Source organism: Bradyrhizobium sp. SZCCHNS3002 (assembly GCF_032377435.1).
GTDB lineage: Bacteria > Pseudomonadota > Alphaproteobacteria > Rhizobiales > Xanthobacteraceae > Bradyrhizobium.
Window position 1 is genome coordinate 115,655 of the sequence record NZ_JAUHHY010000001.1, and the last position, 26,706, is coordinate 142,360.

Genomic DNA, 26,706 nt, shown 5'->3' on the forward strand with positions numbered 1-26,706 from the left:
CCCGAGATTGAAAGTTCCCTGGTTCCCGTCATAGCCTTGGAGCCCGGGTTTCTACGGGGAGGGGGCGATGAACAGGCGAGCGCTGCTGGGACTGGGAGCGGCATTTCTGGTATCAGGATGCCTGACAGGCAAGGAAGGCACCGAATACGCCGTGGTGTCACAGAAGATCGGGGCGCCGCGTCCAGGGCAGTCCCGCATCATCATCATGAGCTTGAAGGATGCCTGGCTGGACAGGACCACCTGCGACGCCAAGGTCGACGGCGTCGCGCTGAGCCGCCTGATCCCCGGGACCTATGTCTACATCGACCGGCCGGCCGGTCCGCACCACCTCGTCGCCAGCCAGACCCTGTTCCCAGGCGACTCGGTGCTCGATTTCAACACCGAACCGGGGCGGACCTATTTCTTCTCGATCAGGCCCAGCGACCGGTCCAGGGCGATGCAGGGCGGCGGCATGGCGTTCGGTCTGCTCGGCATGGGCGTGATGGCCGCGGCCTCGTCCGGCGCCGACAACAAGGGCCCGGTCGACTTCGTTCCGCTCCAGGAGGGCCAGGCCCGGACGGCGATGGCCGAGCTTCTGCAGGCGGAATGAGCCCATTTTCCTTGCGTTGCGCCAAAATCCGGCTATATAGCGCGCCATCTCACACGGAAACTTGGCTCTCCTAGAGGGCGTCCGGTGGCAAGCCGGGCCTTGATGGCCCGTTTTTGCTCACGCGTTTCCGGAGGAATCAACCGGAGAATATCCAATGGCGCTGCCTGAATTCACGATGCGCCAGCTGCTCGAAGCTGGCGTTCACTTTGGTCACCAGTCTCACCGCTGGAATCCGAAAATGGCCGATTTCATTTTCGGAGCCCGCAACAACATCCACATCATCGACCTCGCCCAGACCGTGCCGATGCTGCACACGGCGCTGCAGGCCGTCAGCGACACCGTCGCCAAGGGCGGCCGCATCCTGTTCGTCGGCACCAAGCGTCAGGCACAGGACAACGTGGCCGACGCAGCCAAGCGCTGCGCCCAGTACTTCGTCAATTCGCGCTGGCTCGGCGGCACGCTGACCAACTGGAAGACGATCTCGGCCTCGATCAAGCGCCTGCGCCATCTCGACGAGGTGCTGTCCTCGGGCGAAGCCAACTCCTACACCAAGAAGGAGCGCCTGACCCTGCAGCGCGAGCGCGACAAGCTCGACCGCTCGCTCGGCGGCATCAAGGACATGGGCGGTCTGCCCGACATGATCTTCGTGATCGACACCAACAAGGAAGACATCGCGATCCAGGAGGCCCAGCGCCTCAAGATCCCGGTGGCCGCGATCGTCGACACCAATTGCGACCCGAAGGGCATCACCTATGTCGTGCCCGGCAATGACGACGCCGGCCGCGCCATTTCGCTGTACTGCGACCTGATCGCGCGCGCCGCCATTGACGGCATCTCGCGCGCGCAGGGCGAGCTCGGGATCGATGTCGGCGCCTCGGCGGCTCCGCTCGAGGAGGATCTTCCGGCTGCGTCCGCTTCGACGTTCCAGGGGTTGCCTGGTCCGCGCGGCACGGCCGACGATCTCAAGAAGCTCACCGGCGTGTCCGGTGCGATCGAGAAGAAGCTCAACGACCTCGGCATCTTCCACTACTGGCAGCTCGCCGAGCTCAACCACGACACCGCGCACCAGATCGGCGAAGAGGTCGGTCTCCCGAGCCGGGCCGATGCCTGGGTCGCGCAGGCCAAGTCGCTCGCCGACGCGTAAGACGACACAACACCATTCTGGCCGGCGTCGCACGCCGGCCATCGCGACTGAGATAGGTTTTCCTGGCAGCGGGCGGCGGCGAGCCATCCGCTGCGTCGCGCTTTGGACAGGCAAAAGGACGTTCAACAATGGCGAATATCACCGCAGCGATGGTGAAGGACCTGCGCGAGTCGACCGGCGCGGGCATGATGGACTGCAAGGCCGCGCTCACCGAGAACGGCGGCGACATGCAGGCCGCGCAGGATTGGCTGCGCAAGAAGGGCCTGTCGAAGGCCGCCAAGAAGGCCGGCCGCGTTGCGGCTGAAGGCCTGATCGGCGCGCTGACCTCGGGCAAGAAGGGCGTGGTCGTGGAGGTCAACTCCGAGACCGACTTCGTCGCGCGCAACGAGCACTTCCAGGGCCTGGTCAAGATGATCGCCCAGGTCGCGCTCGACGTCGGCGCCGACGTGGAGAAGATCAAGGCCGCCAAGGTCGGCAGCATCACGGTCGAGGCCGCGATTGCCGATTCGATCGCCACCATCGGTGAGAACCAGACGCTGCGCCGCGCGGCCTCGCTCGAAGTGAGCGAAGGCGTCGTGTCGAGCTACGTCCATGGCGCCGTCATCGAAGGCGCCGGCAAGCTCGGCGTCATCGTCGCGCTGGAGTCGCCCGGCAAGACCGACGAGCTCGCCGTGCTCGGCCGTCAGCTCGCGATGCATGTCGCCGCGGCCAACCCGCAGGCGATCGATGCGGCGGGTCTCGATCCCGAGCTCGTCAAGCGCGAGAAGGACGTGCTCGCCGACAAGTATCGTCAGCAGGGCAAGCCGGAGAACGTGATCGAGAAGATCGTCGAGTCCGGCCTGAAGACCTACTACAAGGAAGTCACCCTGCTCGAGCAGGCCTTCATCCACGACAGCGGCAAGTCGGTCGCGCAGGCGCTGAAGGAAGCCGAAGGCAAGGTCGGCGGTCCGATCAAGGTCGCCGGTTTCGTCCGCTATGCCCTCGGTGAGGGCATCGAGAAGGAAGAGACCGACTTCGCGGCCGAAGTCGCCGCTGCGAGCGGCAAGAAGTAACGACTGGGCACAGTCACGATCCGGCGCGGCGTTCGCGCCGGATATCAACGCGCGGGATAGGAGAGCATTGGCACATGGCTGAGCCGGTCTATCGTCGCGTCGTGGTCAAGCTGTCCGGCGAGTATCTCGCGGGCCCTCATTCCTTCGGCATCGACCAGCCGACCGTCGATCGGATCGCCGACGACCTCATCGCAGCGCAGAAGCTCGGCATCGAGATCACCGTCGTGGTCGGCGGCGGCAACATGGTGCGCGGCGTCGAGGTCTCGTCGCAGGGCGTGTCGCGTCCGACCGGCGACACCATGGGCATGCTCGCCACCGTCATGAACTGCCTGGCGCTGGAAGCCGCCATCCAGCGCAAGGGCACCCCGGCGCAGGCGCTCTCGGCGTTCGTCATGCCGGAAGTGTGCGAGCTGTTCACGCGCGCTGCGGCGCACAAGTCGCTGGCCGAGGGACGTATCGTCGTGCTCGGGGGCGGCACCGGCAATCCCTATTTCACGACTGACACCACGGCGGTCTTGCGGGCCGCCGAGATCGGCGCCCAGGCCGTGCTGAAGGCTACGAACGTCGACGGCGTCTACAGCGCCGATCCCAAGAAGGATCCGGCCGCCAAGCGCTTCGACCGGCTGACGCATTCGCAGGCCATCGAAGGCGGCTACAAGGTCATGGACGCGACCGCATTCGCCCTTGCCCGGGAAACATCGCTGCCTATCATTGTGTTCTCCATTGCCGAACCGGGCTCGATCGGCGCCATGTTGCGGGGCGAAGGGCGCGGTACCATCGTCGCGGGGTGAGCCGCGGCGCCGCTGGCGGCCGGTGTTGGACCGGCTTCGAGCCTGCGGTAGAAGCGTAAGCGAGACAGGAATTCGTCCGGGAGTCGCCCAAGTCCGACCGCAGGCCTTTCGAGGCCCGGCAGAGCCGGCCGCAGCCCCCCGGATTGCAGAAAGGAAAGCGTGATGAGCACGGGCAATTTCGACCTCAACGAACTGAAGCGCCGCATGCAGGGCGCGACCCAGGCGCTGAAGCACGAGCTCGGCGGCCTGCGCACCGGCCGCGCCTCGGCATCGATGGTGGAGCCAGTCCAGGTCGAGGCCTACGGCTCGCACATGCCGCTCAACCAGCTCGCGACCGTCTCCGTGCCCGAGCCGCGGCTGCTCTCGGTGCAGGTCTGGGACCGCTCCATGGTCAAGGCCGTCGAGAAGGCGATCGTCGATTCCAACCTCGGCCTGTCGCCTGCGACCGAAGGCCAGGTGATCCGGCTGCGCATTCCCGAGCTCAACCAGGAGCGGCGCAAGGAGCTGGTCAAGGTCGCGCACAAATATGCGGAAGCTGCCCGTGTCGCCGTGCGTCACGTGCGCCGCGACGGTCTCGATACGCTGAAGAAGCTCGAGAAGAATCACGAGATGTCCGAGGACGATCAGGAGCGCTTCGCCGGCGACGTGCAGAAGGCGACCGACAGCGTGATCTCCGAGATCGACCAGTTGCTGGCGGCGAAGGAAAAGGAAATCCTCACCGTCTGAAGGATGCGCTTGATGTCGAAAGCCGCGGCCCCGGTGACGGAGGCGCCGGACCGGTCCGACGCACCGGCCCATGTTGCCATCATCATGGATGGCAATGGCCGCTGGGCTGCGGCCCGCGGGCTGCCGCGCGCGGAAGGGCATCGCCGCGGCGTCGAGGCGTTGCGCCGCGTGGTGCGTGCCTCGCATGAGCTCGGCATCCGCTATCTCACCATCTTCTCGTTCTCGTCCGAGAACTGGTCGCGTCCGGCCAGCGAGATCGGCGACCTGTTCGGCCTGTTGCGCCGCTTCATCCGCAACGATCTCGCGACCCTGCATCGCGACGGCGTGCGTGTCAGGGTGATCGGCGAGCGCGACGGGCTCGAGCCCGACATCTGCGCGCTTCTCAGCGAAGCCGAGGATCTCACCCGGGGCAACACCAAGCTGACGCTGGTGGTTGCCTTCAACTACGGCTCGCGCCAGGAGATCGCGCGCGCGGCGCAGCGGCTGGCGCGCGAGGTCGCCGAGGGTCGGCGCGATCCGGCGTCGATCGATGCCGATGCCATTGGCGCCCATCTCGATGCGCCCGACATTCCCGATCCCGACCTCATCATCCGCACCAGCGGCGAGCAGCGGCTGTCCAACTTCCTGATGTGGCAGGCCGCCTATAGCGAGCTGGTGTTCGTGCCGATCCATTGGCCCGACTTCGACAAGGCGGCGCTTGAGGGCGCGATCGCCGAGTTCGGCCGGCGTGAACGCCGCTTCGGCGGCCTCGCGGCGAAAACCGCCTCGTGACCAAACCGGATACCGCAGCCGTGGGAGACGCCGCCAACGCCGCGCAGCGCAATGATGCCGGTCAGCCGAAAAAGGCCGCAACCAGCAATCTGGTGATGCGGGTTGTGGCTGCACTCGTGCTGGTGCCGCTGGCGCTTGGCGCCGCCTATGCCGGCGGCATGTTCTGGACCGCACTGGTCACGGTGGTCGCGGTCGGCCTGTATCTCGAATGGTTGATGGTGGTAGGCGAGATCCGCACCGCCAGCGTCGGCACGGCCGGAGCCCTGGCCATCGGCATTGCCGGCGTCTGCTGCGCCTATGGCTTGATCGACTTCGCCGTCGTCGTGCTCGGGCTCGGTCTGGTCGCCGCTACGGCGCTTGCTGCGGGGCGTCGCACCTGGGTGGCCGCCGGCTTCGCCTATGCGTCGGCGGCCGAGCTCGGCTCGGTGCTGGTGCGCTTCGATGCCGCCGAGGGATGGCACGCGCTGGTGCTGGTGTTTCTCGTCGTCTGGGCCAGCGATATCGGCGGCTATGTTGCCGGCCGCAGCATCGGCGGGCCGAAGCTCGCGCCGCGGATCAGCCCGAACAAGACCTGGGCCGGCGCAGTCGGCGGCTTCGCCGCCAGCCTCGTCGCCGCGGCCGCCTGGTCGATGGCCGGCGCCGGCGGACTGGTGACGACGCTCGTGCTGGCCGCGACGCTGTCGGTGGTCTCGCAGCTCGGCGACCTCGCCGAATCTGCGGTGAAGCGGCACTTCGGGGTCAAGGACTCCAGTCACATCATTCCCGGCCATGGCGGCCTGTTGGATCGCCTGGACGGCTATGTCGCGGCCATCGTCGTCGCCGCATTGCTCGGTTTGCTGCGCGGCGGCCTCGATGGGGTCGGCCGCGGTCTTCTGGTTTGGTGACCGTCGGCGCAGCCGACCGGTCGATAATGTTTGGTGAGAACATGAGCGCAGTGCCATTGCGGAACAACAAGGCCGGTGTCGCGGAGATGCGCAGCGTCACCGTGCTCGGCGCCACCGGCTCGATCGGCGATTCGACCATGGACCTCGTGCGCGGCGCGCCGGAGCGCTACCGCGTCGAGGCGCTGACCGGCAACAGCAACGTCCAGGGGCTGGTGAAGCTGGCCCGAGAGTTCAACCCGCGCTTCGTGGCGGTGGCCGATCCGGCCGGCCTCGACGAGCTGCGCGATGCGCTGGCCGGCACCGGGATCGAATGCGGGGCAGGGGAGAGCGCCATCATCGAGGCGGCAGCCCGTCCCGCCGACTGGGTCATGGCCGCCGTCTCCGGCGCTGCCGGCCTCAAGCCGGCGCTCGCCGCGGTCGACCGCGGCGCGACCGTGGCGCTCGCCAACAAGGAATGCCTGGTCTGTGCCGGCGATTTCTTCATGGAGCGGGCCGCCCGGGCCGGCGCCTGCATCCTGCCGGCCGATTCAGAGCACAACGCACTGTTCCAGGCGCTGTCCTCGGGCAATCGCGAGGAGCTGGTGCGGGTGATCATCACCGCCTCCGGCGGCCCGTTCCGCACCTGGGCGCCGGCCGATATCGAGCAGGCGACGTTGGCCCAGGCGCTGAAGCATCCGAACTGGAGCATGGGCCAGAAGATCACGATCGATTCCGCCTCGATGATGAACAAGGGCCTCGAGGTGATCGAGGCGTCCTACCTGTTCGCGTTGTCGCCCGACGAGATCGATGTCCTGGTGCACCCGCAGTCCATCGTCCACGGCATGGTCGAGTTCTCGGACCGTTCGGTGGTGGCGCAGCTCGGCGCGCCCGACATGCGGATCCCGATCGCCCATTGCCTCGGCTGGCCGGAGCGCATCAAGGGTCCGTCGGCCCGACTCGATCTCGCCAAGATCGGCACGCTGACCTTCGAGGCCCCGGATTTCGAGCGGTTCCCCGGTCTGCGGCTGGCCTACGATTCGCTGCGCACCGGGCGCGGCGCGACGACGGTGTTCAATGCCGCCAACGAGGTCGCCGTCGCGGCCTTCATCGGCGGCCACATCCGCTTTGGTGCGATCGCCCGCCTGGTCGAGGCGACCCTCGAGAGCTGGACGCGCTCAGGTAATTTGGCACCTCTGACGTCCGCGGACGACGCCATCGCCATTGACCATGATGCGCGAAAAAGGGCCGCCGGCCTCTTGCCTCAAATCGCCGCAAAAGCATCTTAACGGGTTGATGGGCCGCTGGCCCGTCGGGAAGGTCATCGATGTCCGAATTTTTCCACCATATCTTCAATACCTTGAGCCACGGCCTTCTCGGCTACATCGTCCCGTTCCTGTTCGTGCTGACGATCGTGGTGTTTTTCCACGAGCTCGGCCATTTCCTGATCGCACGCTGGGCCGGCGTGAAGGTGTTGACGTTTTCGCTCGGATTTGGCCCAGAACTGATCGGTTTCAACGACCGCCACAACACCCGCTGGAAGATCTCGGCGATCCCGCTCGGCGGCTACGTGAAGTTCTTCGGCGACGAATCCGAGGCCTCGACTCCGTCGGCCGAGGCGCTTGCCAAGATGACGGCCGAGGAGCGCGCCGACAGCTTCCACCACAAGACCGTCGGCCAGCGCGCCGCGATCGTCGCGGCCGGCCCGATCGCCAACTTCATCCTGGCGGTCATCATCTTCGCCGGCATGGCGCTGTATTTCGGCAAGCCGAACACGACCCCGCGGGTCGACGCCGTTCAGCCGGACAGCGTCGCGGCCGCCGCCGGCTTCAAGGACGGTGACGTCATTGCCGCCATCGACGGCCGGTCGATCGAGACCTTCGCCGACATGCAGCGCGTCGTCTCGGTCAGCGCCGGCACGGAATTGTCCTTCCTGGTCAAGCGGGACGGCACGGAACTCACCCTCAAGGCGACGCCGGCGCTCAAGGAGGTCAAGGACCTGTTCGGCAACAGCCACCGGATCGGCGTGCTCGGCATCCAGTACAACGCCAAGCCGGACGAATCGCGGTCGATCCCGGTCGGGTTCCTCGAATCGATCAAGATCGGCTTCGAGCAGGTCTGGTTCATCATCTCCACGACCTTCAAGTTCATCGCCTCGCTGTTCGCGGGCGCCGGGAGTGCCGGCGACGTCGGCGGTCCGATCCGAATCGCTCAACTCTCGGGACAGGCGGCCAGCCTCGGCTTCCAGTTCGTTGTGCAGCTGTGCGCGACGCTGTCGGTCTCGATCGGGCTGCTGAACCTGTTCCCGGTTCCGCTGCTCGATGGCGGACACCTGTTGTTCTACGGGGTCGAGGCCGTCCGCGGCCGGCCGCTGTCGGAGCGGGCGCAGGAGATGGGGTTCCGAATCGGCCTCGGGCTGGTCCTCATGCTCATGGTCTTTGCAACCTATAACGATATCCTTCACCTCGCCGGGTCCTGAGCGCGGCTTTTTTACGACGTGGCCGTTAGGCAACGTTTTGAAACGAATTTGAAAATTCAGAGAGATCCGGCGTTTGCCGTCGGGTCCAAATTGGCTACAAGCGAACGACAAATGGGAATCTGTCGGGTTCGTAGGGGTACGGAACCGGCAACGGAATATAAGGGCGCGTAGCGCATGAAGTTCGGATTGCGGGTGCGGGGGGGCTTGGCGGCCGCCTTTATCATGTTCGCCGGACCGGTGGCTTTGCCGCTGGCGAGCGTGGTTCTTTCGTCGCCAGCTGCGGCGCAGACGGTCAACTCGATCGAAGTGGTCGGCAACCGCCGTGTCGAGCTGGAGACCATCCGCTCGTACTTCAAGCCGGGCCCCGGCGGGACGCTCGACGCCGGCCGGGTCGATGACGGCCTCAAGGCGCTGATCGAGACCGGCCTGTTCTCGGACGTGAAGATCAACCGCCAGGGTGGGCGGCTGATCGTGACCGTCGTCGAGAATCCGGTGATCGGCCGCGTCGCCTTCGAAGGCAACAAGAAGGTCAAGGACGAGCAGCTCCAGGCGGAAGTGCAGTCGAAGCCGCGCGGCACGCTCTCGCGCCCGATGGTGCAGTCCGACGCCCAGCGCATTGCGGAGATCTACCGCCGTTCGGGCCGTTACGACGTGCGCGTCACGCCGGAGATGATCGAGCAGCCGAACAACCGCGTCGACCTGATCTTCACGATCGAGGAAGGCGCCAAGACCGGCGTGAAGTCGATCGAGTTCGTCGGCAACAACGCCTTCTCGTCCTATCGCCTCAAGGACGTCATCAAGACCCGCGAGACCAACCTCCTGAGCTTCCTGGGCTCGGGCGACGTCTACGATCCGGACCGTGTCGAGGCCGATCGCGACCTGATTCGCCGCTTCTACCTGAAGAACGGTTATGCCGACGTGCAGGTCGTGGCCGCGCTCAGCGAGTACGATCCGGAGCGCAAGGGCTTCCTCGTGACCTTCAAGATCGAGGAAGGCCAGCAGTACCGGGTCGGTTCGGTCGACTTCCAGTCGTCGATCGCGACGCTCGACGGCAACGCGCTGCGCGGCTATTCGCGCGTCAGCGTCGGCTCGCTCTATAATGTCGAGAACATCGAGAAATCGGTCGAGGAGATGCAGATCGAGGCCTCGCGGCGCGGCTACGCGTTCGCGGTGGTCCGCCCGCGCGGTGATCGCAACTTCGAGGCCCACACCGTGTCGGTCGTGTTCGCCATCGACGAGGGCCCGCGCACCTATATCGAGCGCATCAACATTCGCGGCAACACCCGCACCCGCGACTACGTCATTCGCCGCGAGTTCGACATCTCCGAGGGCGACGCCTACAACCGCGCCCTGGTGGACCGTGCCGAGCGCCGCCTGAAGAACCTCGACTTCTTCAAGGACGTGAAGATCGTCACCGAGCCAGGCTCGTCGAGCGACCGCGTGGTCCTGAACGTCAACCTGGAAGAGAAATCCACGGGTGACTTCTCGATCTCCGGCGGCTACTCGACCACGGACGGCGCGCTGGCCGAGGTCTCGATCTCCGAGCGCAACTTCCTCGGCCGCGGCCTGTTCGCCAAGGCGTCTGTGACCTACGGCCAGTTCGCCCGCGGTTACTCGCTGTCCTTCGTCGAGCCGTATCTGCTCGACTACCGGGTTGCGCTGGGCCTCGACCTGTATCAGCGCCAGCAGCTCGCCAACAACTTCATCTCCTACGGCACCAAGACGCTCGGCTTCAGCCCGCGCCTCGGCTTCCAGCTGCGTGAAGACCTGTCGCTGCAGCTGCGCTACTCGATCTACCGCCAGGAGATCTCGCTGCCGGCGACGCTCTCGAACTGTAACAACGGCGGTGGCGGCAGCCCGCTGCCCTTCAATCCGACACCGGCGTTCATCAACGCCAATCCCGGCAACGCGCAGGCTGCGGCGATCGGTGCGGCGACCGGTGGCCTCGGGTGCTTCTCTGATGGCGAGGCCTCGCTGCCGGTCCGCCAGGAGCTGGCGAAGGGCGCGACGCTGACCTCGGCGCTCGGCTATACGCTGAACTACAACACGCTCGACAACACCAAGAACCCGACCGACGGCCTCTTGGTCGACTTCAAGCAGGACTTTGCGGGTGTTGGCGGCGACGTGTCGTACCTGAAGACCGCCTTCGATGCGAAGTACTTCACCCCGCTGGTGTCGGACATCGTCAGCATCGTCCACCTCCAGGGCGGCATCCTGAACAAGATCGGCAACACGCAGTTGCGCATGCTCGATCACTTCCAGATGGGTCCGAACCTGGTTCGTGGTTTCGCCCCGAACGGCATTGGTCCGCGTGACATCAATCCCTTCGGCACGCAGGATGCGCTGGGCGGCACCAAGTACTGGGGCGCTTCGCTCGAATTGCAGATGCCGTTCTGGTTCCTGCCTAAGGAGACGGGTCTGAAGGGCGCGATCTACGCTGATGCAGGCGGTCTGTCGGGTTATCAGGGTCCGACGGGTTGGGATTTGACAAACGAAGTCAATCGAGCCCCTTGCACCCCGCCGTCGCGCAATCCGAACAACGCCGGCACCTGCCTGGGCCTGCAGTTCAGCGACCAGAATACGGTCCGGACGTCGGTCGGTGTGGGTCTGGTGTGGGCATCGCCGTTCGGTCCGCTGCGCTTCGACTACGCGATCCCGCTCACCAAGGGTCAGTTCGACCGGACGCAGGAATTCCGGTTCGGCGGCGGTACGTCGTTCTGAGCCTGGGCCGATCGAATCCGGGTTGGCATCGACCAACCCCGCCGGTGTAAGAGATGGGAGCTCGGTTCCGGGACACCGGAGCCGGGCTCTGACTTTTTGCCCAGAGAGTACGACGGAATGGCCCAGCCGACCTTCTTCCACTCGCCGCCGCCCACGACGCTGGCGGCGATCGCAGCCGCCGCCAAGGCGACCCTGGTCGACCCGTCCCGCGGCGAGCAGGTGATCAAGGGACTGGCGTCGCTCGACGAGGCCGGCCCGATGCATCTGGCGTTTTTCGACAACCTCAAATACGCCGACCAGCTCGCCGGGACCAAGGCGGGCGCCTGCCTAGTCAGTCCCCGATTCGAGGCGCGCGTGCCGTCCCATGTCGCGGTGGTCCGCGCCAATCAGCCGTTCCGCGCCTTCGTGCAGCTTGCGCGTGAGTTCCATGCCGACGCACTGCGGCCGCAGCCCTGGTTCGGCGACGACGGACTCTCGCCCCAAGCCATCATCGATCCCACCGCGCGGCTGGAGGACGGCGTCATCGTCGAGCCGCTGGCGGTGATCGGCGCCCATGTCGAGATCGGCTCGGGGACGATCGTTGGTGCGGGTGCGGTGATCGGCCCCCACGTCAAGATCGGTCGCGACTGCAATGTCGGCGCCCGCACCGTCATTCAGTGCGCGCTGATCGGCAATGACGTCCTGATCCATCCCGGCTGCAGCATCGGCCAGGACGGCTACGGCTTCATCTTCTTCGGCGCGGATGGGCACACCAAGGTGCCGCAGACCGGGCGGGTGCTGATCCAGAACCACGTCGAGGTCGGCGCCGGTACGACGATCGATCGTGGCAGCCTGCGCGACACGGTCATCGGCGAGGGCACCAAGATCGACAACCAGGTGCAGATTGGCCACAATGTCACAATCGGGCGGCATTGCCTGCTGGCGGCCCAGATCGGGCTGGCAGGCAGCCTCACGATCGGCGACAACGTCGCGCTTGGAGCGAAAGTCGGTATCAACAATCACCTGACGATCGGCGATGGTGCCCAAGTGACCGCGATGAGCGGCGTCAAGGACGACATTCCGCCGAACGGCCGGTGGGGCGGCTTCTTCGCCAAGCCGACCAAGCAGTGGTTCCGCGAGATCGTCGCCGTGGAACGGCTGGTGCGCGATCAGACGGCGGCGAACAGGGACGAGGGGCGGGAGTGATGGACGAGTCACCCATCAGGTTTGCGGACATCGACATCAACGAGATTCTGAAGACGCTGCCGCACCGTAACCCGTTTCTCCTGATCGACCGCGTGAAGAACATCCGGGCCGACTACAGCGGCATCGGCGTCAAGAACGTCTCGTTCAACGAGCCGTGCTTCCAGGGCCATTTTCCGGAACGGCCGGTCTATCCGGGCGTGCTGATGATCGAGGGCATGGCGCAGACGGCGGGCGTGATCGGCATCAAGTCGGTCGAGGGCACGGAAAAGCCGCGCGCGGTGTATTTCCTCACCATCGACAAGTGCAAGTTCCGGAAGCCCGTGCTGCCCGGCCAGACCATCGAGTACCACATGCGCTCGATTGGCCGGCGCAAGACGATGTGGTGGTTCCACGGCGATGCCAAGGTCGACGGCGTCGTCGTCGCCGAGGCCGATGTCGGCGCGATGCTGACCGACTGACGGACTGGTAGAAAGTTGATTGCGTCGAAATGAGCAAGATTGATCCCACCGCACGCGTCGAGGATGGCGCCGTCATCGGTGAGGGGACCGTGATCGGTCCTTACTGCATCGTCGGCCCCAACGTCGTGATCGGGGCCAACTGCAAGCTGATCAGCCACGTCCAGATCATGGGCCACACCACGCTCGGCGATGACAACGTGATCTCGCCCTTCGTCGTGCTCGGCGGCGCGCCGCAGGATCTCAGCTATCGCGGCGAGCCGCATCGGCTCGAGATCGGCTCCGGCTGCACCTTCCGCGAAGGCGTGACGATGAACATCGGCACCACCAAGGGCGGCGGTCTCACCAAGGTCGGCAATGCCGGCTTCTTCATGAACAACGCCCATGTCGCCCACGATTGCGTGGTCGGCGACAACGTCATCTTCGCAACCTCGGCCACACTTGGCGGCCATGTCGAGGTCGGTGATGCCGTCTACATCGGCGGCCTGTCCGCGGTGCATCAGTTCACCCGCATCGGCCACGGCGTGATGGTCGGCGGCGTCTGCGGCGTACGCGGCGATATCATTCCGTATGGCCTCGCCAACGGCCAGTATGCCGCGCTCGAAGGTCTCAACGTCATTGGCATGAAGCGCCGCAAGTTCACCCGTGAGCGCCTCGCCACGGTGCGGGCGTTCTATCAGAAACTGTTCCACGGTCCGGGCGTGTTCGCCGATCGCCTCGCGGCGGTGCGGCCGCTCGCTGGCGAGGATCCCGCGATTGCCGAGATTCTCGCCTTCATCGATGGCGGCCGACATCGCGCCTTGTGCCTGCCCGAGATCGGCAGGCCGGCCATCGAGCCGTAGCGCCATGGCGCCCGCCGCCGACACCTCTCCGCCGATCGGCATGATCGCCGCGGGCGGGGTGCTGCCTTTCGCGGTCGCCGACGCCATCGTCGCGCGCGGCCAGACGCCGGTGCTGTTCGCCCTGAAGGGCATCTGCGATCCAAAGCCGCTGGCGCGCTTTCGTCATCATTGGATCGGCCTCGGCCAGCTCGGCAATGCCCTGAAGCTGCTGAAGGCCGAGGGCGTTCGCGATCTCATGTTCATCGGCAATCTCGTTCGGCCGGCCGTGTCGGAGATCCGGTTCGACTGGGGCACGCTGCGCGAGCTGCCCTACATCTGGTCCGCCTTTCGCGGCGGCGACGATCATCTGCTGTCCGGCGTCGGCCGCATCTTCGAGCGCCACGGCTTCCACATGATCGGCGTCAAGGACGTCGCCCCCAATCTGCTTGTTCCCGAGGGGCATCTCACGCGAAGCCGGCCCAACGATCTCGTGACCGGCGACATCGCCAAAGGAATGTCCGTGCTCCGCGCCATGGCGCCGTTCGATGTCGGGCAGGCGGTGGTCGTGATCGACGGCCACGTCGTTGCGCTCGAGGATATCGAGGGCACCGACGGGCTGCTGGCCCGCGTGGCGCGGCTGCGTGCCGATCGCCGCATTCGTGCTGCCGCCGGGCGCGGCGTGCTGGTGAAGGCGCCCAAGGCCGGCCAGGATCTCCGCTACGACCTGCCGACCATCGGGCCGCGCACCGTCGAGGGGCTTTCAGCCGCGGGTCTCGCCGGAGTCGCCGTGGCTGCCGCCTATACCCTGCTCGCCGATCCCCAGGAGACGGTGGCTGCCGCCGACCGGGCAGGCGTGTTCATCACGGGTGTCACGGCGTGACGTTCCGGCCTCCGGCAGGCCCGGCGATGCGCAGGATCTGCCTGGTCGCGACCGAAGAGTCCGGTGATCGCCTCGGCGCCAGCCTGATGAAGGTGCTGCGCCAGCGGCTCGGCGACGGCGTCGAGTTCTCCGGCGTCGGCGGTCGCGGCATGACACGCGAGGGGCTCGCCTCGCTGTTTCCGATCGAGGAGCTCTCGATCGTCGGTTTCGCGGCGGTGCTGAAGCAGCTGCCGAAGATCCTGCGCCTGATCCGCGGCACGGTGGACGCGATCGTTGCAGCTCAGCCCGACGTGCTCGTCATCATCGACAGCCCGGATTTCACCCAGCGGGTGGCGAAGAAGGTTCATGCCCGCGATGCCGCGATTCCGATCGTGAACTACGTGGCGCCGACCGTGTGGGCCTGGCGTCCCGGCCGTGCCAGGGCGATGCGCGGCTATGTCGATCACGTGCTGGGTCTGTTGCCGTTCGAGCCGGAGGCGTTCCGCAGACTCGGCGGCCCGCCCTGCACCTATGTCGGCCATCCCCTGATCGAGCAGCTTGCAACGCTCCGGCCGAATGCGGCCGAGCAGCAGCGCCGTGACGCCAAACCCCCGATTCTTCTCGTGCTGCCGGGAAGCCGGCGCAGCGAGGTCGCGCGTCACATCGCCGTCTTCGGTGAGACGCTGGCGCGGCTGCGGGCGCAGGACGTCGCGTTCGAGGCCGTGGTGCCCACCACGCCGCATCTCGAAGCGGCGGTGAGGGCAGGGGTAGCGAACTGGGAGGTCGTGCCGCAGATCGTCACCGCCGAGGCCGAGAAGCGGGCCGCTTTCAGGAGCGCCCATGCGGCGCTCGCCAAATCCGGCACGGTCACGCTGGAGCTCGCGATTTCCGGCGTGCCGATGGTCACGGCCTATCGCGTCGGCGAGGTCGAAGCCTTCATCTTGCGACGTCTCATCAAGGTCCAATCCGTCATCCTCGCCAATCTCGTGATCGGCGACAACGTCATCCCGGAATTCCTGCAGGAAGCCTGCACCGCCGACAATCTCGCGCCCGTGCTGGCGGATCTGCTGAGCAACGGCCCGATCCGCGCGCGTCAGGTCGAGGCGTTCAATCGCCTCGACGCCATCATGTCGACCGGCGCATCGTCACCGAGCATGCGCGCCGCCGACATCGTGCTGGAGACGATGCGCGGGGGACGGGCAGGGAACTAATCAGGTCGAGTCCGAGCTACAGTCTAAGCGCCGCGAGAGGTGTAAAACGATGGTCGACCAAGACGATCTCCCCTGGGAGGGACAATGCGCCGATGCCGCGTACACGTTCGCATTGCGATGCGCGGAATGGTCTGCGCGAAACCCTCACAGTTTGCCTGGGCCGCTGAACGAGATCATCGGCACCTTGATGACAGAGCTATGGGACCGGAATTTCAGCCAAACTGACATCCGTGTCGCCTTCGACGCAGCCGTGCGAGGTATGCCGCGTTAGGCCGCGGGATTAGAGCGACGCAGCCCGACGTCCACAAGGTTGGCGACCGACGATTGGCGTGCCGCCGACGGATAGGCGATGCGTCCAGCGGACTCCCCGACAGACCGCGCCGCGCGACGGTGGGCCTGCTGCCGCCTTGCGGCGACCGCTTTGCCCACCTATGGCGGCTCGCAGAGCCGCTCACTTGAACTGCTCCACAAGAAAGCTGGTCGCTCGTGTGAGCGCGTCCGTTGCCTTGGACACTTTCAACGGGCTGTCGCAGCTCAATCGGCTGCTGGCATTTGTTCCGCGGCTCGAAGCTCTACGAGTGCACCATTCGCACGAGATCTTTTCCGAGCTGTTCCAAGCTCAGAAACAAATTTGAGGCTTCGGCCAAAAAGACGAAAAGGAATGCATGCACCAGATACATGCGGTTGCCGAGCGTAACGAGCATACGTTCGATGACGACGCGCGGATATGAAGGCCTGCCGAAAAGCATGACGAATGCTACGCCAAGGACCAGCGAGCCGATCACGTCGCTTGGATAGTGAAACGCAAAGGCGACCCTGGATAGCGCAACGACGACGGTCGCCCAAAGAAAGCAAAGCCATCCAGCCCATCTGTTCTCGATGAACACCACCGTCGCGAGGCCGAAGAACAACGTCGCGGTGTCGCTGGGAAACGAACTCTGGCGGTCCCAGCTCCAGGGTACGGCGACGGAGTTCACATGAAGCGCTGGGTCCAGGAGAGGACGCGTGTGGACAAAGACGTGAAACTGGAGCCAGACAGACAGCATCGTCGCCAAGCAGACTCCGAACAGTCCTGCCAGCATACGACTCCGGCGCTTTGCACAATCGTCCACGAACCACAGCGCGACAAGCGAGCCGAATATCGGAATTCCTCTGAACAGGGAATTGGTCGCAAGCTCATAGAGACCGGCATGCGTTCCGGCGAGCGCGTTTATTCCAAGCAACAGGTCCTGATCCAAATTGCCAGTCATCTCCTTAGCCAAGTCTAAATATAACTGCGGGACAGCCATCCCTCGCAGACTGCGTCAATCGGCAGCAAGCAGAACATGCGATTTTGGTTAACCCTGCCGCCCGCGGTGTCGTCGTATGCCCGGTCCCCACATGATCATGTCTCCGGCATCAGCCCGAGACGGTCCTCGTCGAGAGGCTACGCCGTGGCGCCGTCCCCCCGTCTTGCTGATCGGTTCGCCGATCGACGGTTGGGACTGCCGCGTTGCCGATCTTTGCGACGCATCCCAAGCTTCGGCGCAAGAGCATCCAGCCGTAACGAAAAAGGCCCATCCAGCGTGCTGGACGGGCCTTTGGTGATTTGATGTCTCGCGGCGGGCGCGATCAGCCGCGCTTGTCCATCTCGACGTAGCTGCGCGTGGTCACGCCGGTGTAGAGCTGGCGCGGACGGCCGATCTTCTGTTGCGGATCCTCGATCATCTCGCTCCACTGGCTGATCCAGCCGACGGTGCGGGCGACCGCGAACAGCACCGTGAACATGGAGACCGGGAAGCCCATCGCCTTCAGCGTGATGCCCGAGTAGAAATCGACGTTCGGGTAGAGCTTGCGGTCGATGAAGTACTGATCGCTGAGCGCGATCTTCTCCAGCTCTAGCGCGACCTTGAGCATCTGATCGTCGGCGTGGCCCGTCTCCTTGAGCACCGCGTGACACATCTTCTGCATGATCTTGGCGCGCGGATCGTAGTTCTTGTAGACGCGATGGCCGAAGCCCATCAGGCGCACGTCGCTGTTCTTGTCCTTCACCTTGGCGATGAATTCCGGAATCTTGTCGACGGTGCCGATCTCGGCCAGCATGTTCAGCGCAGCCTCGTTGGCGCCGCCATGCGCCGGGCCCCACAGGCAGGCGATGCCGGCGGCGATGCAGGCGAACGGGTTGGCGCCCGACGAGCCGGCGATGCGCACCGTGGAGGTCGAGGCGTTCTGCTCGTGATCGGCGTGCAGGATGAAGATCTTGTCGAGCGCGTCGGCGAGCACCGGGTTCGGCTTGTACTCCTCGCACGGCACGGCGAAGCACATGTTCAGGAAGTTCTCGGCGAAGGACAGCGAGTTCTTCGGATAAACGAAGGGCTGGCCGATGGTGTATTTGTAGGCCATCGCCGCCAGCGTCGGGATCTTCGCGATCATCCGCATCGACGCGATCATGCGCTGCTTCGGATCGTTGATGTCGGTGGAGTCGTGGTAGAACGCGGCGAGCGCGCCGACCGAAGCGACCATGACCGCCATCGGATGCGCGTCGCGGCGGAAGCCGTGGAAGAAGCGCGACATCTGCTCGTGCACCATCGTGTGGTGGGTCACGCGATAGTCGAAATCCTGCTTCTGGGCCTTGGTGGGGAGCTCCCCGTACAGCAGCAGATAGCAGGTCTCCAGGAAGTCGCCCTTCTCGGCGAGCTGCTCGATCGGATATCCGCGGTATTCGAGGACGCCGGCGTCGCCGTCGATATAGGTGATCTTGGACTGGCAGCTGCCGGTCGAGGTGAAGCCGGGGTCATAGGTGAACATCCCGGTCTGGGCGTAGAGCTTGCCGATGTCGATGACGTCGGGACCCACGGTGCCGCTCAGGATCGGAAGATCGAAATTCTTGTTGCCGACGGTGAGCGTCGCGGTCTTGCTTGCGGATTTTGCGTCCATCGTTTGTCCCCGATGAGATCGTTAGGCTTGGCCCTTGTTCTTTGTGAGAGATGGCAGGGCGGGTGGACTTTATCTAGTGCGGCGGCTTTGACATTCGCGTCACTGTCGCTGCCAACAGCTTAAGAAGGTCAAATCCGAAACCGTACTGGAATCTTATGCTTACTAGTGTCCTTCGGCCCAAACATCGCTCAACGAGCCCGCCGCAACGTGTGAAGAATGTCCGAGCCGGGAAAACCAGTGGGTGCCGCGCAAATGCGTATCGTATTGCCCTGTGCGCTGCAAGATGGAGGTCCATGAGACCTTATGAGGTGGTCTGGTCCTCCAGGCGGCCCAAGGATTCATCACGCCCCAGGATCGCCAGAACGTCGAAAATACCGGGTGAGGTGGTTCGGCCGGTAAGCGCCGCGCGCAGCGGCTGCGCCACCGCGCCCAGCTTGAGATTGTTGGCTTCGGCAAACGCACGCAGCGCGGCTTCCGTGGCCGGCCCGCTCCAGGACTCGACGGCGGCCAGCGCGTCATGCAGCCGGCCGATCAGGGCGCGGCTGTCCGGCGTCAGCAGGGCGGCGGCCTTGGCGTCGATCGGAAGCGGCCGGTCGGCAAAGATGAAGGCGGCGCCGTCGATCAGCTCCAAGAGCGTCTTGGCGCGTTCCTTCAGGCTCGGCATCGCCAAAGTGAGCTGCGCGCGCGTGGCGTCGTTGAGCTTGGCCTTGAGAGCCGCGCCGTTCGGCACGTAATTCAGCACGTCCTCGAACTGCCGCACCAGCGCCGCATCGTCGCTGTGGCGGATGTAGTGGCCGTTGAGATTTTCGAGCTTGGCGAAGTCGAACCGCGCCGCCGAGCGGCCGATCGCCGGCAGGTCGAACGCCCCAATCATCTCCTCGGTGGAGAAGATCTCCTGGTCGCCATGGCTCCAGCCGAGCCGCACCAGGTAATTGCGCAGCGCCGACGGCAGATATCCCATCGCACGGTAGGCGTCGACGCCGAGCGCACCATGGCGCTTCGACAGCTTCGAGCCGTCGGGCCCGTGAATCAGCGGGATGTGCGACATCGACGGCACCGTCCAGCCGAGCGCGTCGTAGATCTGCTTCTGGCGCGCGGCGTTGATCAGATGGTCGTCGCCGCGGATGACGTGGGTGACGCCCATGTCGTGGTCGTCGACGACGACCGCCAGCATGTAGGTCGGATTGCCATCGCCTCGCAGCAGCACGAGGTCGTCGAGGTTCTCGTTCTGCCAGACCACGCGGCCCTGGACCTGGTCCTCGATCACGGTCTCGCCGGTCAGCGGCGCGCGCAGCCGGATGGTCGGCTTGACGCCCTCGGGCGCCTCCTTCGGATCGCGGTCGCGCCACATCCCGTCGTAGAGCCGGGTGCGGCCTTCCGCGCGCGCCTTCTCGCGCATCGCCGTCAGCTCCTCGGCGGTGGCATAGCAGCGATACGCCATGCCGCTGGCGAGCAGCTGCTCGGCGACCTCGCGATGGCGCGCGGCGCGGCTATATTGGTAGATGACCTCGCCGTCCCAATCGAGCTCGAGCCATTTCAGGCCATCCAGGATGGCAGCGATGGCCGCATCGGTCGAGCGCTCGCGGTCGGTGTCCTCGATCCTGAGCAGCATCTTGCCGCCGCGGCCCCGCGCATACAGCCAGTTGAACAGGGCCGTCCGGGCACCTCCGATGTGGAGAAAGCCGGTCGGGGAGGGGGCAAAGCGCGTGACGATCGGGGAGGTCATGGGCGGCAGCACGAAATCCAGGCAGGGGCTATGAAGGGCGGGGGGTGTATAGCAGGCCTATCGCATAACTAAAGCCTTCCTTGGGGGAGGCGGATTTGGCACATAGGCTGCCAAATTCCGGAGCAGGATATTCTTGATGACCACGACGACAGACACGGCGGCGACGGCAGAGGCAGGGCGCGACTTCATCCGCGACATCGTCCAGGCCGATCTCGACAGCGGCAGGCACAAGACGGTCGTCACCCGGTTCCCTCCGGAGCCGAACGGCTATCTGCATATCGGCCATGCCAAGTCGATCGGTCTCAACTTCGGCATTGCCCAGGAGTTCGGCGGCCGCTGCAATCTGCGCTTCGACGACACCAATCCGACCAAGGAAGAGCAGGAATATATCGACTCCATCCAGGCTGACGTGCGCTGGCTCGGCTATGACTGGGGCGACAACCTGTTCTTCGCCTCGGATTATTTCGAGCGGCTCTACGACTGGGCTGAGGGCCTGATCAAGGCCGGCTTGGCCTATGTCGACGACCAGACGCAGGAGGAGATCCGGCTGGCGCGCGGCACGCTGACCGAGCCCGGCAGGAACAGCCCGTTCCGCGACCGCTCGGTCGAGGAGAATCTCGACCTGTTCCGGCGCATGAAGGCCGGCGAATTTCCCAACGGCGCGCGCGTGCTGCGCGCCAAGATCGACATGGCCGCCGGCAACATCAACCTGCGCGACCCCGTGCTGTACCGGATCCTGCACGCCCATCACCCGCGCACCGGCGACACCTGGAAGATCTATCCGAGCTACGACTACGCCCACGGCCAGTCGGACGCGATCGAGGGCGTGACGCACTCGATCTGCACGCTTGAGTTCGAGGACCATCGGCCGCTCTACGACTGGTTCTTGGACAAGCTGCCGGTGCCGTCGCATCCGCACCAGTACGAATTCGCGCGCCTCAATCTGACCTACACCCTCTTGTCCAAGCGCGTGCTGACGCGGCTGGTGCAGGACGGCCACGTCTCCGGTTGGAACGATCCGCGCATGCCGACCATCGCCGGGCTGAAGCGCCGCGGCGTGCCGCCGGCGGCGGTGCGCGAGTTCATCAAGCGCATCGGCATCGCCAAGGCCAACAGCATCGTCGATGTCGGCATGCTCGAATTCTGCATTCGCGAGGAGCTCAATCGCACGGCGCAGCGCCGGATGGCGGTGCTGCGGCCCTTGAAGGTGGTGATCGAGAACTACCCGGAAGGCCAGGTCGAGGAGCTCGAGGCGATCAACCACCCCGACGACGCTTCCGCCGGCACGCGCAAGATCGCCTTCGGCCGCGAGCTCTATATCGAGCAGGACGACTTCATGGAGAACCCGCCCAAGAAGTTCTTCCGCCTGTCGCCCGGCAACGAGGTGCGGCTGCGCTACGCCTATTTCATCAAGTGCCGCGACGTGATCAAGAACGATGCCGGCGAGATCGTCGAGCTGCGCTGTACCTATGATCCGGCGACCAAGGGCGGCAACGCGCCGGACGGACGCAAGGTCAAGGCGACGATGCACTGGCTGCCGGCGGCGCAGTCGCTGAAAGCCGAGATCCGCATCTACAATCAGCTGTTCGCCAGTCCGAGCCCGAACGCGGCCGACTTTACGGCCGACCTCAATCCCAACTCGTTGGAAGTGCTGACCGACGCCCGCATCGAGCCGGCGATCGCCGCGAGCAATTCGGACGCGCCGATGCAGTTCGAGCGCCAGGGCTACTTTGTGCGCGATCCGGACTCGACGCCCGACAAGCTCGTGTTCAATCGTACCATCGGCCTGCGCGACACGTTTGCGAAGGAGGTCGCCAAGGGCTGAGGCGAGCGGAAGCCGCGGGACGCTTGCAGCTCAGCTGATCGCGTCCTGGCCGGCGTTCGTCAGGGTCGGCACACCGTCGGTGAGCTCGACGAGCCCGCGCTCGGCGAGGAGCGAGAGGTCTTCCTCGGCGACTGGGGACAGCGTGAGCCGGTGGGCCTTGATGTCCCGGAGAGTCCAGCGGAGGTGGATCGCCCTCTCGAGCGCGAGATCGGCGAAGGGGTCGTCAATACCTTTAGCGTCCATACCCCGATAAGCGCGTGCGACGCGAAAAGTTCCAAGCCAAGTGCGCGTGCAGAAAGCCAGGATTCCCGTTCCGTTCTGCTAGGCGGCCTCGCGCAGCTTCCGATAGCCTTCCCGCCCGGTCGGGTCACGGGTGGTGTTGGCAATGGCGGAGCCGGTCAGGCCGCCAGCAGGACGTCCAGGAGGGCGGCGCGGGATCGCGGGCGTGATGGCCGACGTCTGGCCGCCGCGGGGCGCGCTGGCCGGCGGCTGGCCCGCGATCCGGCCCGGCGCGTCATCGGCGTTCGCCGCGCGCCTCAAGATCTGGGCGGCCGAGGAGGCCGGCGCGGGGCGGCTGCTGCCCTGGGTGCCGGTGGCATTCGGGGCCGGCATCGCGCTGTATTTCACCGCCGATCACGAGCCTGTGCTCTGGATCGCCGCCATCACGGCGGCGCTGCTCTGCCTCGTCGCCATCATGATGCGGCGGCATCGGCTGTTTCCGGCTGCCGTGATGATCGCGGCGGCGGCGTGCGGCTTTGCCACCGCGACCATCAAGACCGCGCGGGTGGCGCATCCGGTGCTGGCGCGGCCGCTGTATTCGGTGGCGCTGTCCGGCTTCGTCGAGGCGCGCGACATCCGCGAGCGCAGCGACCGCATCGTGCTGCGCGTCACCGCGATGGAGAGCCCGCGCAACGCGATCACGCTGGCGCGCGTGCGGCTCGCGGTGCGCAAGGGCGCGGCGCCCGAGGTCGGCAGCTTCGTGCAGCTCAAGGCGCGGCTGCTGCCGCCGATGGCCCCGGTGCGGCCGGGCTCCTACGATTTCGCGCGCGACATGTTCTTCCAGGGCATCGGAGCCTCCGGCTTCGTGATGGGCGCGATCACGACGGCGCCGCCGCCCCAGGCCGTCGGCTTCGGCCTGGGCTATGCGGCGGCCATGCAGGGCCTGCGCGACGCGATCGACGCACGCATCCGCGCCCGCCTGTCGGGCGACGAGCGGGCGATTGCCACCGCGCTGCTGACAGGCCGGCGCGACGCCATCACGCCCGATGTCAACGACGCGATGTTCGTCTCCGGTCTCGGCCATGTGCTGTCGATCTCAGGCTATCACATGGCGGTCGTGGCCGGCGTCGTGTTCTTCGCCGTGCGCGCGCTGCTGGCGCTGATCCCAGGCCTTACCGTCAGCCACCCGATCAAGAAATGGGCGGCGGCCGCGGCGCTGGTCGCGGCGGCGTTCTATCTGTTGCTCTCAGGCGCGGAGGTCGCGACCCAGAGATCGTTCTTCATGACGGCCGTGGTGCTGATCGCGGTCATGGTCGACCGCCGCGCCGTCACTTTCCGCACGCTCGCGGTCGCGGCGATGATCGTGCTGATCGCAGCCCCCGAGGCGCTGGTGCATCCGAGCTTCCAGATGTCGTTCGCGGCAACGCTCGGCCTGGTCGCGCTGGTGCAGTTCGGCCTGCCCAGGCTGTTCGCGACGCCGGACAGCTCCACGACGCAGCGCGTCGCGCTGTGGGGCGGGCGCGAGCTCGCGATGCTGCTGCTGGCCTCGCTGGTCGCCGGGCTCGCGACCACGCCCTATGCCGCCTTCCATTTCCATCGCGTGACGCCCTATGGCGTGCTCGCCAATCTCGCGGCGATGCCGGTGGTCTCGGCGCTGGTGATGCCGGCCGGCCTGATGGGCTTGCTGGCGGCGCCGTTCGGCCTGGATGGCGTCTGGTGGTCGCTGATGGGCCTCGGCATCGACTGGATGATCGCGGTGACGCGCTGGGTGGCGGCGCTGCCGGGCGCGGTCGGCCGCATCCCGGCCTTCGGCATCGGCCCGCTGATCTTGGCCAGCCTGGGCGTCATCCTGATCGGCCTGCTGCGCACACCGCTGCGCTGGTTGGGCGCCATGGGGCTTTTGGCCGCCACCGCCTGGGCGGCCGCGACGCCGCTGCCCGACGTCCTGGTCGCCGGCGATGGGCGCGCGGTGGCGGTGCGCGGCCGTGACGGACGCCTGCATGTGATGCGCGCCGGCAAGGATGTGTTCGCCACCAAGGAGTGGCTCGCGGCCGACGCCGATGCCCGGCTGCCGGCGGACGCCTCGCTCGCCGATGGCGTCTCCTGCGACGAGGCGGGCTGCGTGGTCGCGATGGCCGACGGCCGCTTCGCCGCCATGACCTTGCGCGCTGAGGCGCTCGCCGACGATTGCGCCCGTGTCGCGCTGATCGTCACCACGCGCGCCGCGCCGTCATCCTGCGCGGCGGCCGTGATCGATCGCGAGCGGCTGCGGCAGCAGGGCGCCTTGTTGCTGGTGCAGCAGGGCATAGGCTTCGCCGTGACGCCGGCGCGTGCCGGCGGCACCGACCGCCCATGGTGGCCGGCGCCCGCCGAGGCCGGCGAGTTCGACACGACGCTGACGCCGCGTGCGCCGGCCGCGCGGCTTCAGGACGCGACGCCGCCGGAGACGGAGCAGGGCGAGCAGGATTGAGCGCCGGGCAGCTCGAACGTGCCGAGATGATACTCGGTGTCGTCTGGTCCATCGAACAGCGAGGGCCCTTCGACCAGCGTGAACGCAGCGCCCGGATAGCGTTGCCAGATGGCGACGTCATCAGCCGTGACCGTCAGCCATCCGAACGCAAGCATGTCGCGGCCGGGCTCGGTGATCCGTCCGGCCTTGTTCTAATCGATCTTGTTGACCACGGCGGCAAGCTCCCCCGGGCACACAATGCCGGCCGAGGGATGTCGTTCCTATCCGATGCGATGCCGGGGCGTGAGATTCGCCCGAGAGGACTTTGCGCTTGCAGAACCCAAGTCTACCAAGTCTCCCGCCGTCGAAAGCGCGCTCACGACCGACAGAAATGCCGACGCGCAGACCCTTAGGTGATGCTGATGCGGCGAATCGGTGTGGCCTGCGACGTCGGCACGTCCTCGGCGATGTCCGGGCGGCGCTCTGCCGGCTGCTTGCTGACCGGCAATTGCAGCACCGTGACGCGCTGGCCCTCGCAGAGCTGGGTCACCAGCACGTGGCGGCCGTCGGCGAACTCGATCGCGTCGTGATGGCGATCGGGAATGTGCGTCTCGATGCTGTTGAACTTCGCGACGCGCTCGCGGATCGTCCGGGTCCAGAGCCAGCGGCTGTCGTAGCGGACGTCCTCGGCAAAGGCCAACTCGGTGCCGGGCAGCATGCAGACTGCGACGGTCGGCTCGCTCTCCAGCGCGAAGCCGCGGGTGGCGGTGCCACGGAAGGTCATCGAGATCAACGTCTCGCCGACCTTGGCGGGACGGGACGCAACCGCATGGAGGCTGTAGTCACACATCGGATCGCTCCTCGTTGAGAGATAGCCGACCCACGCTCCCCCCGGACAGGCGCAGGCCTCTATCAGAGTGGACATCGATGGTGATGTTAGCGCGCGCTTCGCGGCAATTCTGCGCTGATCTGCATCGCGTGTGCCCGCGGCCGATCACAAGCGTTTGAGCATGCCGCGCTGCACATCATGAAGTGCATTCGCGTGTGGCGTATTTTGCTGGCTGATTCCAGCTTGGCTGGCTTCTCGCTCGGCGGCGACAGCGCGTGCGCCCGCCGCCGATCGACCGATCCCATTCGCGATCAGTACTTGCGGTACAGCCCGACCAGCTTGCCTTGGATCTTCACCCGGTTCGGCGGCAGGATGCGCACCTCGTAGGCGGTGTTGGCCGGCTCGAGCGCGATCGATGCGCCGCGGCGGCGGAAGCGCTTCAAGGTCGCTTCCTCATCGTCGATCAGCGCCACCACGATGTCGCCGGTGTCGGCGGTCTCGTTGCGCTGGATCAGCGCCATGTCACCGTCGAGGATGCCGGCATCGACCATCGAGTCGCCGCGCACCTCGAGCGCATAGTGATCGCCGTTGCCGAGCATGTCGGCAGGCACGCTGATGGTGTGGCTGCGCGTCTGCAGCGCCTCGATCGGGGTACCGGCGGCGATGCGGCCCATCACCGGCACCGCGACAGGGCGCTCGCCATCGTCCAGCGCGGGAGTGCTGGTGCGCACCTTGCCGAGATTGCCTTCGATCACCGACGGCGTGAAGCCGCGACGGTTGCCCGCGGCCTGCGACAGCTCGGGCAGCTTGATCACCTCGATCGCGCGGGCGCGATTCGGCAGCCGGCGGATGAAGCCGCGCTCCTCGAGCGCCGTGATCAGGCGATGAATGCCGGACTTCGAGCGCAGATCGAGCGCATCCTTCATCTCGTCGAAGGACGGCGGCACGCCGGCTTCCTTGAGCCGCTCGTTGATGAACCGCAGAAGTTCGTACTGTTTGCGCGTCAGCATTTCGACCTGGTCCCCGGTTTGTTGTTGTCCGAGTCCAGGAGCTGCGCCTTGAGCACAAGCCGGCTGAG

General features: G+C 66.0%; 24 protein-coding genes. 17 read left to right on the forward strand and 7 right to left on the reverse strand.

From position 1 onward, the window contains the following. Positions 1 to 67 precede the first annotated feature (67 nt). From QW845_RS00535 to lpxB, 15 genes are all read left to right on the forward strand, one after another. Positions 68 to 589: a hypothetical protein gene (locus tag QW845_RS00535; protein WP_315799727.1), complete on the forward strand. Its 522-nt coding sequence runs from the start codon at positions 68 to 70 to the stop codon at positions 587 to 589. 154 nt (positions 590 to 743) lie between these two features. Then, positions 744 to 1,733 carry a 30S ribosomal protein S2 gene (locus tag QW845_RS00540; protein WP_315799728.1) on the forward strand — a complete coding sequence of 330 codons (990 nt, stop codon included), beginning with the start codon at positions 744 to 746 and terminating at the stop codon, positions 1,731 to 1,733. Positions 1,734 to 1,861: 128 nt separating this feature from the next. Next, positions 1,862 to 2,785, forward strand: coding sequence for a translation elongation factor Ts (gene tsf / locus QW845_RS00545; protein ID WP_315799729.1), 924 nt, complete (start codon positions 1,862 to 1,864; stop codon positions 2,783 to 2,785). A 74-nt stretch (positions 2,786 to 2,859) separates the two neighbouring features. After that, positions 2,860 to 3,576 (forward strand): UMP kinase, encoded by a 717-nt coding sequence (gene pyrH / locus QW845_RS00550; RefSeq protein ID WP_315799730.1) that lies wholly within the window; start codon positions 2,860 to 2,862, stop codon positions 3,574 to 3,576. 162 nt (positions 3,577 to 3,738) lie between these two features. Beyond that, positions 3,739 to 4,302, forward strand: a complete 564-nt coding sequence (gene frr / locus QW845_RS00555) for a ribosome recycling factor (protein WP_315799731.1) — start codon at positions 3,739 to 3,741, stop codon at positions 4,300 to 4,302. Between the two features lie 12 nt (positions 4,303 to 4,314). Further along, the gene (locus tag QW845_RS00560) at positions 4,315 to 5,073 is read left to right on the forward strand and encodes an isoprenyl transferase (protein WP_315799732.1); all 759 of its coding nucleotides are present in this window, start codon (positions 4,315 to 4,317) and stop codon (positions 5,071 to 5,073) included. Then, positions 5,070 to 5,957, forward strand: a complete 888-nt coding sequence (locus QW845_RS00565) for a phosphatidate cytidylyltransferase (protein WP_315799733.1) — start codon at positions 5,070 to 5,072, stop codon at positions 5,955 to 5,957. Before QW845_RS00560 ends, QW845_RS00565 begins: the two co-directional genes overlap by 4 nt. A 41-nt stretch (positions 5,958 to 5,998) precedes the next feature. Beyond that, positions 5,999 to 7,222: a 1-deoxy-D-xylulose-5-phosphate reductoisomerase gene (dxr, locus tag QW845_RS00570; protein ID WP_315799734.1), complete on the forward strand. Its 1,224-nt coding sequence runs from the start codon at positions 5,999 to 6,001 to the stop codon at positions 7,220 to 7,222. Between the two features lie 38 nt (positions 7,223 to 7,260). Then, complete coding sequence (gene rseP / locus QW845_RS00575) at positions 7,261 to 8,412, forward strand: RIP metalloprotease RseP (RefSeq protein WP_315799735.1); 1,152 nt, start codon at positions 7,261 to 7,263, stop codon at positions 8,410 to 8,412. A gap of 174 nt (positions 8,413 to 8,586) precedes the next feature. Next, complete coding sequence (bamA, locus tag QW845_RS00580) at positions 8,587 to 11,133, forward strand: outer membrane protein assembly factor BamA (protein WP_315799736.1); 2,547 nt, start codon at positions 8,587 to 8,589, stop codon at positions 11,131 to 11,133. Positions 11,134 to 11,250: 117 nt separating this feature from the next. Then, positions 11,251 to 12,318: a UDP-3-O-(3-hydroxymyristoyl)glucosamine N-acyltransferase gene (lpxD, locus tag QW845_RS00585; RefSeq protein ID WP_315799737.1), complete on the forward strand. Its 1,068-nt coding sequence runs from the start codon at positions 11,251 to 11,253 to the stop codon at positions 12,316 to 12,318. After that, a complete protein-coding gene (gene fabZ / locus QW845_RS00590) occupies positions 12,318 to 12,776 on the forward strand; it encodes a 3-hydroxyacyl-ACP dehydratase FabZ (protein WP_315799738.1) in 459 nt (152 codons plus the stop codon). Before lpxD ends, fabZ begins: the two co-directional genes overlap by 1 nt. A 29-nt stretch (positions 12,777 to 12,805) precedes the next feature. Beyond that, positions 12,806 to 13,615 carry an acyl-ACP--UDP-N-acetylglucosamine O-acyltransferase gene (lpxA, locus tag QW845_RS00595; RefSeq protein ID WP_315799739.1) on the forward strand — a complete coding sequence of 270 codons (810 nt, stop codon included), beginning with the start codon at positions 12,806 to 12,808 and terminating at the stop codon, positions 13,613 to 13,615. A gap of 4 nt (positions 13,616 to 13,619) precedes the next feature. Continuing rightward, complete coding sequence (locus tag QW845_RS00600) at positions 13,620 to 14,474, forward strand: LpxI family protein (RefSeq protein WP_315799740.1); 855 nt, start codon at positions 13,620 to 13,622, stop codon at positions 14,472 to 14,474. A gap of 26 nt (positions 14,475 to 14,500) precedes the next feature. After that, positions 14,501 to 15,664, forward strand: a complete 1,164-nt coding sequence (gene lpxB / locus QW845_RS00605; RefSeq protein ID WP_315799741.1) for a lipid-A-disaccharide synthase — start codon at positions 14,501 to 14,503, stop codon at positions 15,662 to 15,664. 572 nt (positions 15,665 to 16,236) lie between these two features. Here the strand turns inward: lpxB and QW845_RS00610 are convergent. The 3 genes from QW845_RS00610 to gltX form a co-directional block, all read right to left on the reverse strand. Continuing rightward, positions 16,237 to 16,914 (reverse strand): phosphatase PAP2 family protein, encoded by a 678-nt coding sequence (locus QW845_RS00610; protein WP_315799742.1) that lies wholly within the window; start codon positions 16,912 to 16,914, stop codon positions 16,237 to 16,239. A 361-nt stretch (positions 16,915 to 17,275) separates the two neighbouring features. Next, positions 17,276 to 18,580, reverse strand: a complete 1,305-nt coding sequence (gltA, locus tag QW845_RS00615; RefSeq protein ID WP_315799743.1) for a citrate synthase — start codon at positions 18,578 to 18,580, stop codon at positions 17,276 to 17,278. Positions 18,581 to 18,881: 301 nt separating this feature from the next. Continuing rightward, entirely contained in the window at positions 18,882 to 20,306 is a 1,425-nt protein-coding gene (gene gltX, locus QW845_RS00620; RefSeq protein ID WP_315799744.1) for a glutamate--tRNA ligase, read from the reverse strand. Positions 20,307 to 20,442: 136 nt separating this feature from the next. On the opposite strand from gltX, the gene QW845_RS00625 reads away from it, so the two are divergent. After that, positions 20,443 to 22,131 (forward strand): glutamine--tRNA ligase/YqeY domain fusion protein, encoded by a 1,689-nt coding sequence (locus tag QW845_RS00625; protein ID WP_315799745.1) that lies wholly within the window; start codon positions 20,443 to 20,445, stop codon positions 22,129 to 22,131. Between the two features lie 30 nt (positions 22,132 to 22,161). On the opposite strand, the gene QW845_RS00630 is transcribed toward QW845_RS00625, so the two are convergent. Continuing rightward, positions 22,162 to 22,374, reverse strand: coding sequence for a hypothetical protein (locus QW845_RS00630; RefSeq protein ID WP_315799746.1), 213 nt, complete (start codon positions 22,372 to 22,374; stop codon positions 22,162 to 22,164). A gap of 142 nt (positions 22,375 to 22,516) precedes the next feature. Here QW845_RS00630 and QW845_RS00635 point away from each other — a divergent pair, with 142 nt between their 5' ends. Further along, positions 22,517 to 24,820: a ComEC/Rec2 family competence protein gene (locus QW845_RS00635; RefSeq protein WP_315799747.1), complete on the forward strand. Its 2,304-nt coding sequence runs from the start codon at positions 22,517 to 22,519 to the stop codon at positions 24,818 to 24,820. Here the strand turns inward: QW845_RS00635 and QW845_RS00640 are convergent. The 3 genes from QW845_RS00640 to lexA form a co-directional block, all read right to left on the reverse strand. Further along, positions 24,775 to 24,975, reverse strand: coding sequence for a hypothetical protein (locus tag QW845_RS00640; protein ID WP_315799748.1), 201 nt, complete (start codon positions 24,973 to 24,975; stop codon positions 24,775 to 24,777). The genes QW845_RS00635 and QW845_RS00640 overlap by 46 nt on opposite strands. Before the next feature lie 233 nt (positions 24,976 to 25,208). Then, positions 25,209 to 25,649 (reverse strand): hypothetical protein, encoded by a 441-nt coding sequence (locus QW845_RS00645; RefSeq protein ID WP_315799749.1) that lies wholly within the window; start codon positions 25,647 to 25,649, stop codon positions 25,209 to 25,211. Positions 25,650 to 25,939: 290 nt separating this feature from the next. Continuing rightward, positions 25,940 to 26,638, reverse strand: coding sequence for a transcriptional repressor LexA (gene lexA / locus QW845_RS00650; RefSeq protein WP_006611089.1), 699 nt, complete (start codon positions 26,636 to 26,638; stop codon positions 25,940 to 25,942). Positions 26,639 to 26,706 lie beyond the last annotated feature (68 nt).

Coding starts and splice junctions, on each gene's coding strand:
- gltX (WP_315799744.1), bottom strand. CDS start 20,306: ATGACCTCCCCGATCGTCACGCGCTTTGCCCCCTCCCCGACCGGCTTT.
- frr (WP_315799731.1), top strand. CDS start 3,739: ATGAGCACGGGCAATTTCGACCTCAACGAACTGAAGCGCCGCATGCAG.
- lpxA (WP_315799739.1), top strand. CDS start 12,806: ATGAGCAAGATTGATCCCACCGCACGCGTCGAGGATGGCGCCGTCATC.
- QW845_RS00625 (WP_315799745.1), top strand. CDS start 20,443: ATGACCACGACGACAGACACGGCGGCGACGGCAGAGGCAGGGCGCGAC.
- lpxD (WP_315799737.1), top strand. CDS start 11,251: ATGGCCCAGCCGACCTTCTTCCACTCGCCGCCGCCCACGACGCTGGCG.
- rseP (WP_315799735.1), top strand. CDS start 7,261: ATGTCCGAATTTTTCCACCATATCTTCAATACCTTGAGCCACGGCCTT.
- pyrH (WP_315799730.1), top strand. CDS start 2,860: ATGGCTGAGCCGGTCTATCGTCGCGTCGTGGTCAAGCTGTCCGGCGAG.
- QW845_RS00535 (WP_315799727.1), top strand. CDS start 68: ATGAACAGGCGAGCGCTGCTGGGACTGGGAGCGGCATTTCTGGTATCA.
- bamA (WP_315799736.1), top strand. CDS start 8,587: ATGAAGTTCGGATTGCGGGTGCGGGGGGGCTTGGCGGCCGCCTTTATC.
- QW845_RS00640 (WP_315799748.1), bottom strand. CDS start 24,975: ATGCTTGCGTTCGGATGGCTGACGGTCACGGCTGATGACGTCGCCATC.
- QW845_RS00600 (WP_315799740.1), top strand. CDS start 13,620: ATGGCGCCCGCCGCCGACACCTCTCCGCCGATCGGCATGATCGCCGCG.
- QW845_RS00630 (WP_315799746.1), bottom strand. CDS start 22,374: ATGGACGCTAAAGGTATTGACGACCCCTTCGCCGATCTCGCGCTCGAG.
- QW845_RS00540 (WP_315799728.1), top strand. CDS start 744: ATGGCGCTGCCTGAATTCACGATGCGCCAGCTGCTCGAAGCTGGCGTT.
- lpxB (WP_315799741.1), top strand. CDS start 14,501: ATGCGCAGGATCTGCCTGGTCGCGACCGAAGAGTCCGGTGATCGCCTC.
- QW845_RS00645 (WP_315799749.1), bottom strand. CDS start 25,649: ATGTGTGACTACAGCCTCCATGCGGTTGCGTCCCGTCCCGCCAAGGTC.
- gltA (WP_315799743.1), bottom strand. CDS start 18,580: ATGGACGCAAAATCCGCAAGCAAGACCGCGACGCTCACCGTCGGCAAC.
- QW845_RS00610 (WP_315799742.1), bottom strand. CDS start 16,914: ATGACTGGCAATTTGGATCAGGACCTGTTGCTTGGAATAAACGCGCTC.
- QW845_RS00560 (WP_315799732.1), top strand. CDS start 4,315: ATGTCGAAAGCCGCGGCCCCGGTGACGGAGGCGCCGGACCGGTCCGAC.
- tsf (WP_315799729.1), top strand. CDS start 1,862: ATGGCGAATATCACCGCAGCGATGGTGAAGGACCTGCGCGAGTCGACC.
- fabZ (WP_315799738.1), top strand. CDS start 12,318: ATGGACGAGTCACCCATCAGGTTTGCGGACATCGACATCAACGAGATT.
- QW845_RS00635 (WP_315799747.1), top strand. CDS start 22,517: ATGGCGGAGCCGGTCAGGCCGCCAGCAGGACGTCCAGGAGGGCGGCGC.
- lexA (WP_006611089.1), bottom strand. CDS start 26,638: ATGCTGACGCGCAAACAGTACGAACTTCTGCGGTTCATCAACGAGCGG.
- dxr (WP_315799734.1), top strand. CDS start 5,999: ATGAGCGCAGTGCCATTGCGGAACAACAAGGCCGGTGTCGCGGAGATG.